The organism is Duganella lactea (genome assembly GCF_009857505.1).
GTDB lineage: Bacteria > Pseudomonadota > Gammaproteobacteria > Burkholderiales > Burkholderiaceae_D > Rugamonas > Rugamonas lactea.
Genome location: NZ_WWCP01000042.1, coordinates 1 through 14,642, shown reverse-complemented (window position 1 = coordinate 14,642; position 14,642 = coordinate 1). Strand labels below are relative to the sequence as shown.

Genomic DNA, 14,642 nt, shown 5'->3' with positions numbered 1-14,642 from the left:
ACTAGAATTGCAGTTTGTTTTTTCGCGCGGCGGTTTCCAATACTTGGAACTCGATCGCACCTTTGGCTGAATTAATGACACCATCCGTTTGCTGAATCGGCATGCCCCGGACGAAGGCGCCACCGTAGGCATGGCCTGTATCGAAGAGCCCCCAGATAAAGGCACAATTCACCAGTTGACCGGCGTCGTCGACGCCAAGCCCGACGTCTGCCTCGCAGAATTCCTGCGCCAGCCAATCGGGTTCGTTCATCAGCTCCTCGACCAAGCCCGACCAACGCGCCTCATCTGTGTAGCGTCCAACAAAGACATCGCGCCCTTGGCGGGAATGCGACTTCTTCAGTACAAACTCCTTTTGTCGCTGCTGCAGCAACGCTGCCAATTCCCAATTCTGCCCCCGCCAACGTAAACGACGAGGCGCAAGCCTGACCGTATAAGGGACGTGGAGCTCGATCAGCTTTCTCTCCTCATCGCAGAGCATTTCCTGCACTTCCGGTTCGTGCAGCATCGCCATCAGCGTCTTGTTGCCGACAATGGTGTACAGCGGGCTATCCGGCATAACGATCTGGCCCGCCAGATGTGCTGCCACCAAACGCAGCAGCACACTGGCATTAGTTGTCTCGGTGTGCTCTTCCGGTATGCCCAGCAAAACCGCATCGATTTCATTCCCGGCATAGTGAACGCTCCCATCGAGGCCGAAGTCGATTGCCGAAAAATCGGAAAAGAAGAAGATGTCTCCGCTGTCGATCACTGCGGGACGGACTTTTTCATAGGTTTGACGGTAATGCTGCGCCAGCATGCGCTCCGACACCGCATCAGCCTCGGACAGATAGAACAGCAAGTTGCCGGGCCGACCGGGACGTACCCGAACGATCGACTGGCAGACCGACAAGAACATCTGATCCATGACATTGCGGCCAGACAGTGCCCACTGCGCGGTCTCAGGCGCCTGCTGCAGAATGGCGCGGAATTGCGGCGCCATCCACCCCAATTGCCAGCCGCCGATGGTGCAGCCTGCGTTCACCTCGATTAGGCGCAGCACGCCGCAGGTCAGTACAACATCGTGCCGGTTGAGCATTTGCCCCCAATCTGGACGGGCATCACGAACGATGCCATGCACCAAAGGCGAAACATTGAGATAGTTACAAAACGCATCGACATCGTGCGTCAGCCATAATTGCATGGCCTTGTAGCACAGGGCGGGATAGCGGCGCAAAAAAGCCTCGAACGCGGCGATGCGCGCGGGCGACACAATAATGGGCCAGGCCGATACCCGATATTGGTAGCCGCGCACACATGCCGCGACGGCTTTGTCTTGGGTATCTAGCGTGATACCGCGTAAGTCTGGACGCTGTTCGAGCAGTACCATCAGTTCCTGATGGCGCTCGGACAGGTAAGCGCCGGCATCGGCGCGAGGTAGAACACTCATGAGTATCTCTCGCTTTACAGTGTCATCTGGCGTGCTGACCGGCTGCGTCGTGATCCGCGCAATGCCACACGCTGAGCTGCGACCCGCTGTGCCACCTCGCGGATGGAACTGCCGGCAAAAAATTCCTGATAGCTCAACTCGAGCGCGATCTGCTCGCGTAGCCAGACCAGTAACTGAGTCGCGAGTAGCGAATTGCCACCAAGGCGGAAAAAGGGCTCCGTCACACTAATGGCGTCACACTGGAAAAGCCGGCGCCAAAGTACCAGCAGTTCCTCTTCGATAGCATTGGCGGGTGCCGTCGCGACCGGGGCAGTCGACATCTGCGGCAGCCGAGCCCGATCCAGCTTGCCGTTTTCATTGAGCGGTAAGGAGTCCACCTGCAGCACGCTGTGCGGCATCATGTAGTGGGGCAAACGTTGCGCGAGGTGTGCCATGACCGCGCTGACATTCAAGTCCACGGCGGGATCGGGCTGCACCACCGCTTCAATCACCGTGCCATGCTCAGCCTGCCGGATCACTGCGGCGGCACGTTGCACCCCGGGACAGGCACACAGATTGACTTCGATGTCGCTCAATTCGATGCGAAAACCGCGCACCTTGACTTGACCGTCGCGTCGCCCAAGGCAGTCCACCAGGCCGTCACGGCGATAACGCCCGAGATCGCCGGTGAGAAAAATTTTGTCTTGACCATCCTCCGCCGGGCGGAACGGATTACTGATGAATTTGGCCGCATCCAGTGCCGGATCATTCAGATAACCAAGGGTCAAGCAATTACTGCGTATGCCGATCTGGCCGACCTCCCCCACGCCGCATAGCTGCTGCACTGGATTCAACACCAGAAGCTCTACCCCGGCGAGACCGAACCCCAGCGGCAAGACCGCCTCCCGCGGGGCATCCGGCAACGCGCTGCAGTCCAGGCTGGCTAGCGCACGCCCGGTTTCAGTCGCGCCATAGAGGTTGATCAAGGCGGCGCCGGGTGCTAGCACCAGTGCCTGATCCTGATGCGCGGCGGTCAGTATCTCGCCCGCGACAAAAAGTCGCCGCAGAGTCGTCAGTCGCTCCCGGCATATCAGGGCTAGCCAAGACACCATGCTGGGGGTCAGGTTGAGTACTGTCAGGCGGCTGCGCGCCAGCCAGGGAGCCACTTCCACAGCGCCCATTTCGAGCTCGGAGGGCACACACAAGGTTGCACCCAAGGCCAGTGGCAGGAAGACATCGCGCAGCAAAGGGTCGTGCACCAGGCCCGATAACAGACCAAAGCGGTCTCCAGCGGTCAAACCGTGACGTTCGGCAAACGCAGGTGCAAACATCGTCAAGGAACCATGATGGCCACGAATCGCCTTAGCCCGCCCTTCTGTCCCCGAAGTGAACGCAATATACGCCAAATCGTCTGCCGCGCTATCAACAGCGCTGAACACAGCAGCGCTGGTTGATGGCTTGAACTGCTCGTCAAACACCAACTGAATGCAACCCGCATGCTCCAAACGTGCCCGCAAGCTTGCGCTAATCTGTTGCAGCCCGTTCAGCAACACTAGGCAACGCGGCGGCACTGCCATCACTTGTTGCACGAGCCGCTGCTCCGGCGCCTCTGGCGAGAGCAGCATAAACGCCCCTCCAGCCTTGAGAATCGCCAGCATGGCCAGCACCAGCGCAGGGGAGCGCGTCGCAAGAACTGCCACCACGTCACCTTTCCTGACGCCTACCGATTGCAGGTGGGCGGCCCAGGCCGAACTATCTTGATCCAGTTCAGCATAGGACCAGCAACGACTGCGGCTCTCCAGAGCGAGACGGCCAGGGTCGGCGCAGGCGATCTGTCTCAAGATCTGCCCGACCGAACCGATCCATGACTGCGACAGAGATTGACTTCCGTCAGGCAGAACCAGCGGCTGGAGCACCTCGTGCGCGAAGGCGTTTTTTGATTGGTGGCAAGCTTGTCCGCGCAAGCTGAAACGTCCGCAAGCTATTTCTGGTGCTACGGCGATCTGCTCCAGTAACGCTAGATATTGCGCCAGCAGCACCTCTATGTCCGCATGCTGATACAGCCCATTATCATAGGATGCGTGTAATTCACAGCGCTCCGCCGAATCGCTAAGATACAGGCAGAGATTGAATTTCCCGCCCATCTCGGCCAGATAGCCCTGGGCTTGCTGGAACAAATTGGCGCCGTGCTGAGTAACCGGCAAGCTCAAAATATTCAGGCAAACTTGAAACAGTGGCGACACCCCCGGTTCACGCTGGACTCCGGAGACAGCCACAATGCGTTCAAAGGGCAAATCCTGATGCGACAGTACGTCCGCAAGATTGGCAATTTGAGCGGCGAGGAAACCGGTAAATGGCATGGCTGGATCAAGTGTGGTTCTTAGCGGTAGATTGTTCAGGAACATGCCTAGAACGCCCTCGCATCCCGCAATATTACGACCAGCAACCGGCATACCTAACACGATCTCGCTTTCTCCACTGACGCGAGCGAGAAGCAGCGCGAGTGCGGCCTGCATGATATTGGCCAGACTACCCCGCTGTTGCTGCGCAATTGCCCGCAGGCGGTCGCGCAATTCCAGATCAATAGGGACGGCGAATGCCTGCCGTTGCTGTATCTTGCCAGCAACGCGCCCCTGGAACGGCAAACGCAGTTGTCCGGGCGCTCCGCGCAGATAGGCGCCCCAGAAGGCTTCCTGCCGGCGCGCCTCCGGCGAGTCCGAAAAGTCGCGCTGCCAGACAGCGTAGTCGCGGAAATTGTAGGGCAAGGTCGGCCATGCCGGCTGACGGGCCTGCGCCAACGCGCGGTACGCCTGCAAGAGTTCATCGTAGAAAATTACAGCAGACCAGCCATCAGCAATGGCATGGTGCAAATTCACCTGCAACCATGAAGCCTCTTCCGACTCAACCACCAGCGCCACCGAAAACAAACCGGGCCTGCTGACATCAAACCGCATTGCTGCATGCTGGTGCAGCAATGCGGCGACGCTGCTGGCCTCTGCGGTCGCCCGCAAGTCGTGGTATTCCAGGCTAATCGTCAACTGGGTGCTCACAGTTTGCAGATCTGCTTGCCCAATCCCCGAAAAACTGGTCCTGAGGCCGTCGTGACGTTGTACCAGCAGTTGCAGAGCCGCTCGCAACAGCTCTGGACGCAAGACCTCCGCAAACCGCAGGGCACCCACGATATTGTGATTCACTTCCGGCTGCAGGGCTTCAGCCAGCAAAATTCTGCGCTGCCCGGACGACAGAGGACTATCCATAGTCCCCTGACGGGTCACTAAGCGACGATTGTAGCCAGCCTGCTGTTCCAGTAAGCGCACCAGTGCACTTACTGAGCGTGCCTGATAGACGTCCTTGACGCTGATGGCCAGGCGATGTGCCGCATAGGCGCGATGAATCATTTGTGTCAGCAATAAGGAGTTGCCGCCCGATTCAAAAAAGTCGTCATCTACACCGAGCGTTCCTGCACCTAGCAACTCTTGCCAGAGCAACAGCAATTGCCGCTCCGTCAGGTTACGGGGCTCAACCGCCTGCGCCGTTTTTGCAGAGACAGGGGCCGGCAACGCGCGCTTGTCAATCTTCCCACTTAACGTCAATGGGAACGCCTCCATGAGCACGATAGCGCTCGGCAGCATGTAATCCGCCAGCACGGTTTGCAGGCGCGCACGCAAATGCGCGATCAGTGCACGCTCATCCAAATCCTGATTGTTAGCAAGCTGCGGTACGATATAGGCTACTAGTTGTTTGTTATCCGCTTCTCCGCGCGCCACCAGCACCGCATCCTGCACCTCCGGCTGACAGGCCAGTTGCGCCGCCACCTCGCCCAGTTCGACGCGGAAGCCGCGTATCTTGACCTGGTCGTCAATTCGCCCCTCAAAGGCGAGATTACCGTCTGTCCGCCAGCGCACCAGATCACCGGTACGGTACATGCAACGGCCAGACTCCGGGCTGAACGGATCTGGCACAAAGCGTGCCTGCGTCAGTTCAGGGCGGTTCAGGTATCCTCGCGCTACGCCGGCGCCGCCGATATAAAGCTCACCTATCGATCCGGGGGGCAGAAGGCGGCCAGCAGGTGAGAGCACATAAAGGCGAGACCCTGGCAACGCCTGGCCGATATGAGGCAGTTCGCCGATTTCGCTCCGGAATTCAGCAGCAGTCGAATAAGTCGTATCCTCTGTGGGGCCGTACAGGTTAAACACCCGCCGGCAGACTCGCTGACGCAACAGGCCGTTGAGTAGCTCTCGGCTCAGCGGCTCCCCCGCCAGATTGATCACTTGAACGGAAGCCGGCACCGCTCCGCGCCCCAGCAAATGCTTCATTGCTGAGGGCACAGTATTAATAAGGCTGATATCCAACGGATGTTCTAACAGCCATAAGGCGTCGGGTACCAAGACGCACTTATAACCGAGGCAGAGCGGCACAAACAGCTCGAAGACCGAGAGGTCGAAATTAAGTGAGGTACTAGCCAACACCGCGCGCAGCTCAGCAGGTGTATAGGTCTGCTCTGCCCACCGCAGCAAGGCCAAGGTATTGGCATGCGTAATGCAGACGCCCTTCGGCGTCCCTGTGGATCCTGATGTATAGATTACATATGCCAACCGGCCAGCGGACGGTTCGGGCCGCATCGCGGCCACGGAGAGCTCCGGCATTGACTCATCGTCCAGGCACAGCAATTTCTCCGCAGGCAACGGAGGCCGAGCATGCCGCTGGATCAGTACCAGCTGCGCACCGCTGTCCTCGAGCATAAAGTTCAAGCGAGCCGCGGGGTAATTGGGATCGAGAGGAACATAGGCGCACCCCGCCTTCCAAATCGCCAACACTCCAACGAGCATGTCAAAGCTTCGCTCGACACAGATACCAACCGCACTTTCAGGCTGAAGTCCGCGCGCAAGTAAGCACATTGCCAACTTATCCGCACGTTGATTCAATTCTCCATAGCTTAGCTGCCGACCCGCGCATTCGGCCGCCACGGCATCCGGTTGCTGCGCAGCCATGCTCTCGAACAGTACATGCATGGCGCCACGCTCTTCCACTTGGTGGGCATAGGGGTCTGGCGAGTAGGAAAGATCCGCCAGCTCCGCAGATGACAAGACACAGATATCGCCCATGCGGCGAGTTGGATAGTCGGGCAAGTCGCTCAGCATCTGGCTCAGGCGACGTTGGATGCCAGCGACTTGTGCCGCGGTAAAGTAGGCGAGATTGAAGTCGAGCTGTACCTCCAACTCCGCCGCCACGCCTTGCTCCCAAATAGTCAATGTCAACGGCGTTGGTTCATGATGGTGACTCAGATAGACCAACTGAGCTGGAGCGCCATCGAAATCCAATCGATTTTCGACACGCAAGTAATTGAAGACTACTTGATACAAACCCTTGCGACCATCCTGAACCCTCAGTTCGCGCAGCACACGCCCGATTGGGTAGCGCTGATGACGCAAGCTCTTGCGCTGTTGCTCGGCGAGCGACAGCGCAAACTCTGCAAAAGGCATCGCAGCGTCAAGCTCGACCAACAAAGGGCTGATGGCTGCAAAAACACCCAGCATGCGCTTCTTTGTTTGCGTCGTACGGTTATGCAGCGGCAGACCGATCACAAAGCGGTCACGGCCAGTGGCGCCGTAAAGGTATTGGCACCACAGTGCTTGCAATACGCTGGCCCGGCCGATGCCAATCCGAGCGGCAACTTGATCCAGATTAGACAATTGCTGGGGAGAAGGCACAAAGCTCAAACGCTGGCTGCGTTCCGGGACACCGCCGTCCCGCTCCCCAAGAGGAAGCTGAAGCAATAGCGGCTCTGGCAATTGTGCCAAGGCTTGCTGCCAATAGGCACTATCCGCACCTGCCCGCGTGCTGGCGACATACTCCGTATCCTGACGAACGACCGCCTCCCACTCCGCGCCATGCCGCGCCTCAAATGTCGATGGCAGCCCTTGGTAATACTCAGACAATTTCTGAGCCCAGTTGGCAAACCCCCAACCATCCATTGCGAGATGATGGGCCAGGCCAACATAGCGGTGCTCGTTAGGCCCCAGCACCAAGAGATAAGCGCGGAACAACTCGCTCTCGAGCACCGGAAGTGGCGTCTCAAACAGCGAGGCAAGCCAACTATCCGCACTCCGCGCTGGTTCTGTTTCGCTGGAAAAGTCAATCAGTGGCAACCCACTATAGTTTTCACTGCTCAGATATTGCCGAACCTCGCCGCCAATCTCTCGCACGCGAATACCGAAAGCATCATGCTCCGCCACTAAGCGGGCATGCGCCGCAGCAATGCGCTGCCGATCGACACTACCAATTTGAATATATCCACCGACATTATATAAGGGGCTTTCAGGCCGAGCGATCTGATCGAAGTAAATATCACTCTGGCTGTACGTCAAATCAAACAAGTGCACGCATGTTCTCCGACAACAAAATATCGCCAAGCCGCCTCATATTCTATCTTTCGTAGAATAAAGTCATCGATAGTTAATAATAAAACAACTTAAAATTAATAAAATCAGTAGCAAGTAATATAAAGAAACCGCAGGTTACACGGCCATTAATTTGAAGTCAACAGCGACGAATGTTCCGATATCGCGATTTCCATGCAAATTGCTTAAAAATTAATCATTTGAAGTAACAAAATTATTCATATCGTAATTTCCAACTACGGAAGTGACAAAAATCAAAATTTTTGTCGGAAAATGCCAAAAAAAACATTTTATATTTTTATCAATGCTGCTCTTCATTTCACTGTATTATCTTCTGCAACACCAGTTTTTAGGAGAATTCATGTTTGAAGATGCTACCTTGACACCGCTTTGCCCAACCTCGGACTTTTATGCTGTTCTTAAACCTCATCGCGAAATTGATCTCGTGGAGTGGGCTCGCAGCAATCAGCCTGCGATCAGCGCCGCATTAAGAAAAAATAAAGCCATTCTGTTCCGAAACTTCAAATCGCAAGACCACGAAACATTCGCGCAGTTTGTACAAGCGATCGCTAGGCCGCTTGAATATGTCTATCGCTCAACCCCAAGAACTAGTATTGGCGAAAAATTATATACCGCCACAGAGTTTCCTCGACAGTACTCGATCCCCCTCCATTGCGAAAATTCCTACCAGGCCGACTGGCCCATGCAGTTATTTTTTTATTGCAAGCAACCTGCAGCCGAAGGCGGCGCAACACCAATTGCCGACATTGCGCAGGTTACTCGCACGCTGGATACGAGCATCAAAGAAACTTTTGAAAAGAAAGAAGTATTATATGTACGTAATTATGGGTCAGGTATCGACTTGAATTGGCAGACCGTTTTTCAAAGTCAGATCAAGGCTGAAGTTGAGGCCTACTGCAGAGAAAATCAGATTGAATATGCTTGGAAAGGTGAAAATTTGCAAACCCGCCAGCGGCGTCCAGCGATGGCCCGACACCCATTTAGCCAGGAATTATTATGGTTCAATCAAGCCCATTTATTCCATGTATCCGCGCTTGAAGCAGCAACCCGCGCCGCCATGCTAAAGATATTTCCACCCAATGAACTGCCGCGGAATGCTTATTTCGGAGATGGGTCGGAACTGAACGAAGAGGAATTGACGCACATACGTTCTACGTATGTTCAAGCTCAGTCTGTCTTTGAATGGCAACGCGGCGACATATTAATGGTGGACAATATGCAAGTGGCCCACGGAAGACAGCCATTTATTGGAGAGCGTGCAGTATTGGTCATGATGGGGAATCTTCACACGCAATAACCTCCCCAAAACTTGCGCTGCCTGAAGCAGCGCAAGTGAGCAAGATTGAGTTCCTCAGAACTTGTGCTCGTACTGAAGACGCCAGCCCAAATAGCCAGGACTGGTCGTGCTCGATGCACTGTCCAGATTAGATGCCATATCTTGGTAGCGCGACACCGAGGTACTCCCCGTTTTCAACGCATTCCGTATCGTGAAGCGTAATTGGTCTTTAGCATTCATCTTGTAGACAAAATAGGCTTCCAGATCACGCTGCACTGTATTGTACTGGGACTCAGTTGGCGAAGTCCTCGCCCAGCCTCGGGATGCAAACGAGAAACTTGCGCCACCGCTATACGCGCCCTCTTGATAATCGACCCCAAGTACGGCGGACACTTGTGGCTGTCGATCCAGCCGATTGTTCGGCCCGGGAACGCTATCGACGCGCGACCAATTGCGATAAACTTCGGCACGTACGTTCACGGCTGGCCCTTCGAGCCATATGGTTCTAAGTGGAAATTTGGATTCAACTCCGATTCCGCGTACATGCGCGGCGCCGTTATTAATTGGGGAGGAAACCCATCGGCTACCATCGAAAACGATGTTGTTTTGTGTCAGGTCGTGAATCTCACGTGAGTTGGCACTCAGCGATAACAGCGCACCTTCGGCCCAGTAGCGCTCATAAGCAACATCAATTCCGGTAGCCAGTTCAGGACGCAAGTGCGGGTTGCCGATAAAGTCTGGCGACGTAGAGGTATTATACGCCGTATAAAAATGCCCCTGCACCAAGCGCGATAATTCAGGCGCCTTATACGTTCGAGTCAATGCGACACGTACTTGGTCGCCTTTAGTGTCGGGCACCTTCCACAAGGACTGAGCTACCGGGCTGACCACACTGTAGCTTGAACTGGTTGGCTCATAACCTTGGCCACTGGTGCGGGTTCGAATTCCCTCCCAGCGCAGGCCGAGATATAAAGACCAGCGCGAGCTGATATCCCATTCGTCCTGCCCATAACCGGCCAGCCGAGTGATAGATGCATCAAACAGATTATTGAAACTCAACGGCAGGCTGCCATCAAAAGTCACGTCATTCTGGATATCGTGCTGGGAATATCTGCTATAGCCCGCATCCCATCCGAACGAAAGAGCATGATCCTTCAGGTACGGAATGGAATATTTCCCTTTTGAACTTCCTCCCTTATCCGAAACATTACTATTGAATTGACGATCCAGCACCAGTTTAGAATTTTCCTCACTTCCCAGGCGATGCATTCCGCGATCGAAACGCGACACATACCCTGCCACCTTGAGATTCAGCTTATTTCCGCTCTCAAACTTTACGTTCCAAGTCGCGTCGCTGCGCAAGCTGAAATAATTTCCTACAAACCACAGATTCAAAATGGGAAAAGGGTAAACCGGACCGAGTAACGTAGCAGTATCCTCTACACTATTGCCGTGCGAACGATTACTATTAAGGAAGGTTTGCCACGCGAAGGTGTCCCCCCCCTCCAATGCCCAATTGAGGCGGCTATTCAAATTTAAACCGGTAAATTCGTTGTGCTTATTTTGATTAGACTCTCGCAGCTGGTTTAGTACACCATTATTATCGCGGACAGTATCGATACCGCTAGAGGGTAACTCAGCATCGCTATGGTTCAAGGTGCCGCCAACAGTATATGAAAATCTGTCCAGCTTATCCGAGCGTGAAAAGGTCACTCCTTGTTCTCTAGTACCAGGTACGCCTCCGGCGTTTAGCTTAAGCTCCTGCGAACGTTTAATTGCGCTCTTCTTCAGTTCAATATTAATGGTTCCCGCTATAGCCTGCGCGCTATACTCAGCGCTAGTTGCGGGCATCACTTCAATTTTCTCTACCGAATCGGGCGACAAGGAATCAAGCGAGAAGCCAGCCGGAGGCTTATCGCCATTAACTAAAATCTGCGTATACCCATTACCCAGCCCACGCAAACGAACCGTGGCATCAATAACTGTCACGCCGGGGACTCGCTTCATCACGTCGACGACGGATTGGTCTCCGAACTTTAAAATATCGTCTCGCCCGATGACGATCTTACTTGCAGTCTCATTCTTTCGCTGGAGATTAGTGTCCGCCTTAATCTCTACTGAAGGGGGGACTGGGCTATCGGAAGTAGGTTGCTGCGCATATGCAGCACATGATACGAGCAAGGCCGAAGTAACGTAAGCAGGACGCATTTAATCAATAAGAAAAAAATAAGAATTTGCATCCTATTTCAATTTAAGTATCTTTGCAAGAAAAATAATTCATCCGTGCAATATCCTGTCCGCACATAGCACTTGTACGAACTTAAGGGCACCTCGAATAACCGATGATTCCGGCCGCCACAAAAAATATAGCGCGCCAGGCAGCGCTGAAGCCGCCAACCTTGTCGTTTTGATGTTTCTTTTACCATCCGAATCTGCCGTTTTGGGCAGTCCAGACGGACCTCGGGCGTCAGAACGCCACGATCCCAGCCTCCTTCAAGTAGGCAAAGCGGCGCAAGTTGTAGGTCGCTGCTTTCCAGTTCAGATGTAGCGTGGCGCGCGCAAGGCCGATTGAGCGCAAGGTTTTGCCGCCCAGTTGTGCTAGTCCTGCGAACACATGCTCGACGCGGGCGCGTGGCGAGGCGATGCGGCGGTTGCGCCGCTCCTGTGCTTCGGACAGTGGTTTGTCCTTGTTGCCTTTGCGCTGAACATGCATGCGCCAGCCCTGGCTTTTCAGGCGCGCCTCCCGCTCGCTGTTGACGTAGCCCTTGTCGGCGTAGATGTCGCGGCTAGTATTGGATGTGTCGATCACCGCTTCAAAGTGCAATGTGTCGTGCTCGCTGGCGGTGCTGATCTTGATCTTGCGAATGAGCTTGTAACGCTTGTCGGCACAGGCCGACAGTTTGTAACCGAAATAGGACTTGTTGTGCTTCTTGGTCCAGCGTGCCTCTATATCCTTCTGGCGACGCTTCGTCGGCGACCAGTCGGCCGGCATGGCTTTCGCGGCGACGATGTCTTTTTCTTCTTTCTTGATCGACTGCTTTGGCGTTTGCACGATACTGGCATCGATCATCTGACCGCCGCGGGCCATGTAGCCGTGCCGGGACAATTGGCGATTGACCGCTTGAAATACGGTCTCGCTGGCACCGGCTTCAATCAGACGTTCTTTGAACGTCCAGATCGTGGTGCGGTCCGGAATCTGGCTGCTGTGTCGTAGCCCGACAAAGCGCTGGAAGCTCAAACGGTCGAGCAGCTGGAATTCCATCTGCTCATCGCTCAGGTTAAACAGCTGCTGAATCAGCAGCACCCTGACCATCAGTTCGGTGGGGAACGGCGGGCGACCGCCACGCTCGCGGCTGGGGCGTGGCGCAGCATGATCGACCGATGCGGCCAACGCCGCGAAGTCAACATGCTGTTCCAGCAGCCGCAACGTGTCGCCAAGCTCGTTAAGCTTCGCTTCGCGTTCTTGGTCGGCAAACAGGCTGTGTTTGATCATGGGAATCAGTAAGAAACGGTTCGCCAACATCATGCCAGAACTGGGGAGGTTTTTCGAGGTGCCCTTAAGTATTCTTTATGGACAGCCCAGCCACAGTCTTTCCCCAAAAGACATGTGCTGAAGGCGGCTTGCAGCTGTAGTATGCTCTAGCTAATCAGGCAACCGAATCTTCCATGAAATCCCCCCTCCCTTCGCCCCCCACTCCCCGCGAGTTGGACTTACTTCAAGTGTTGTGGCCTATCAGCCCAGCTACCGTCCAACAGGTACACCAATTGATGTCAAAAGAAAGGCCCGACCTGTCTCACGGTGCCATACTTCGTCTCATGCAGATCATGCACACGAAGGACTTGCTGGTCCGCGATGAGACCCACCGCTTCCATCTTTATTCACCAGCACAGGCGCAGGAAATCGTACAGACTTCTCTTATGCGTCAGCTTATTCAAAGTGCCTTTTCTGGCTCAGCATCCGCGATGTTAATGACACTCGTTCGGTCGGGCACCTCAGAACAGGAACGGGAAGAAATCCAAAGGCTAGTTCGAGAACACGCCAACTGAAGGGGGATTGCCAGGCGATCGGCTAGTTGATGCAGTCAGTCATGATATTGCAGTTGGTCAACGGCGCGCTTGTTGGTGGAGGTATTTCAACGGGAACGGCGCAAGGAAATGCCGCATCTCTCCGATCAAGTTTTATCAGTACATCAGCGAGCATTTCCAGAAGCTGCTTGAGGCCACGACATGTTGTGCAGCATGAACAGCAGAGGAAATTGTTGGGACAACGCCGCGATGGAGAGCTTTTTCTCGACATTGAAGTCAGGAAGCACAACCGGACTCGCGACGCCTTGCTCGCCGACGTATTCGGTTACATTCAAAAATTCTATAACCCGAAACGCGGACACTCAACACTGGGCTACGCCAGCCCGATACAATTCGAAGCCCAAACATTTAAATGCGCCTAAGTGAAGTGTCTGCCGAATTGGGGGAATGCCTTTTGCCCGCAAGAGTACCCGGAATCGCCCCCGAATCGGAGCGATGGTTCAGCAACGTTCAGACGAACGGCTTTTTTCCCGTGCGCAGCGCCTGTAGGCGCATCGACAAAGTCGGGTACGGCGTCAGGAAGACCACCCAACGCTCAAAGCGATACGAGGGGCAGATCACCGCCAATTCCACTAACGCCTCGATCATGGCTGTCTTACCCGCCATGCGCGCGCCACCGGCATCCGCCCGGAACTCTAGCTGGCGCCGCAAAGCCAGGAAACCCAGCACGCCACTAACAAAGAAATAGACGTCGCCAGTCAACTGGGCGAGCGACGCAAACACACTGGCGTAGATCGCAATGACCAATAGATGAAACTCGCGCACATGGGTGCTTTCATGCGCCAGAATGCCTCGCAATCCAACATCGCTCAAGTGTTGAAGAAAACTGCGCGTAATGTAGATTGTAGCGTAGCCAGGAACAAGGCCGACCGCATTCGCGTTTTTGACATCATCGTCGTACAGCAGCAAGTTCGCGCGGATGCGGTCGCATCGGGCTGAGTTCAACCGCGTCAGCATTTCCTGATCTACGATAACGTTCGCGCCGATGAACCGCGCATACGACGGCGCACAGGCGTAGAAAAGAAACAGGAACAGGCCGACCGCGATCGCTTGCGCTAAGTTGGCTTGCGATGGATCAGGCGCAAGCCAGTCTGCGACCGCGAGCAAGAAAAGGCCACCCGCGATGATGCAAAAGAAGGCGAGCATGCGGCGCCAAAATGGTCCGGGGATCATCTTGCGGGCCGATATCTGGAGTCGTCGCAATAGGCCACTACCGGCATGCTTCGATATGGAGAAGTCTCTGCCCCCGCATGCGGATCCGCATGCAACCAATCTTGGCTGCTACCAGATGCTGCGCATGCGACAAAGAACACCGCGCAAGACGCAGAGCTAATGTCAAATCTGGTGTATGCCAATCCTGAAGCGTAGGGCCATCAGGCGGCGAGTTTCTGTTGTTCCGGCGGATTGTCCTGCGCCGGAAGTCCATCTTTAAACAGCACGCCAGCCAGCAGCG

The 14,642-nt window shown here is 55.0% G+C and carries 7 protein-coding genes and 1 pseudogene; 3 read left to right on the top strand and 5 right to left on the bottom strand.

Going from position 1 to position 14,642, the window contains the following annotated elements; genetic code table 11:
• Position 1: 1 nt before the first annotated feature.
• Complete coding sequence (locus GTP44_RS23430; protein WP_161021304.1) at positions 2–1,426, bottom strand: ATP-grasp domain-containing protein; 1,425 nt, start codon at positions 1,424–1,426, stop codon at positions 2–4.
• A 14-nt stretch (positions 1,427–1,440) separates the two neighbouring features.
• Positions 1,441–7,788 carry a non-ribosomal peptide synthetase gene (locus GTP44_RS23425; protein WP_161021303.1) on the bottom strand — a complete coding sequence of 2,116 codons (6,348 nt, stop codon included), beginning with the start codon at positions 7,786–7,788 and terminating at the stop codon, positions 1,441–1,443.
• A 379-nt stretch (positions 7,789–8,167) separates the two neighbouring features.
• Between GTP44_RS23425 and GTP44_RS23420 the strand changes: the two genes are divergently transcribed.
• The gene (locus GTP44_RS23420; protein ID WP_161021302.1) at positions 8,168–9,124 is read left to right on the top strand and encodes a TauD/TfdA family dioxygenase; all 957 of its coding nucleotides are present in this window, start codon (positions 8,168–8,170) and stop codon (positions 9,122–9,124) included.
• Positions 9,125–9,178: 54 nt separating this feature from the next.
• Here the strand turns inward: GTP44_RS23420 and GTP44_RS23415 are convergent, their stop codons facing one another.
• On the bottom strand, positions 9,179–11,311 hold the full coding sequence (locus tag GTP44_RS23415; protein WP_161021301.1) for a TonB-dependent receptor plug domain-containing protein: 2,133 nt from the start codon (positions 11,309–11,311) through the stop codon (positions 9,179–9,181).
• A 259-nt stretch (positions 11,312–11,570) separates the two neighbouring features.
• Entirely contained in the window at positions 11,571–12,596 is a 1,026-nt protein-coding gene (locus GTP44_RS23410; RefSeq protein WP_161021300.1) for an IS5 family transposase, read from the bottom strand.
• Between the two features lie 173 nt (positions 12,597–12,769).
• On the opposite strand from GTP44_RS23410, the gene GTP44_RS23405 reads away from it, so the two are divergent.
• Positions 12,770–13,150 carry a BlaI/MecI/CopY family transcriptional regulator gene (locus tag GTP44_RS23405; protein WP_161021299.1) on the top strand — a complete coding sequence of 127 codons (381 nt, stop codon included), beginning with the start codon at positions 12,770–12,772 and terminating at the stop codon, positions 13,148–13,150.
• 114 nt (positions 13,151–13,264) lie between these two features.
• Positions 13,265–13,551: pseudogene (locus GTP44_RS23400) on the top strand (integrase core domain-containing protein); the annotation flags it as partial.
• Between the two features lie 88 nt (positions 13,552–13,639).
• Here the strand turns inward: GTP44_RS23400 and GTP44_RS23395 are convergent.
• Positions 13,640–14,335 carry a M48 family metallopeptidase gene (locus tag GTP44_RS23395; protein WP_161021297.1) on the bottom strand — a complete coding sequence of 232 codons (696 nt, stop codon included), beginning with the start codon at positions 14,333–14,335 and terminating at the stop codon, positions 13,640–13,642.
• Positions 14,336–14,642: the final 307 nt, after the last annotated feature.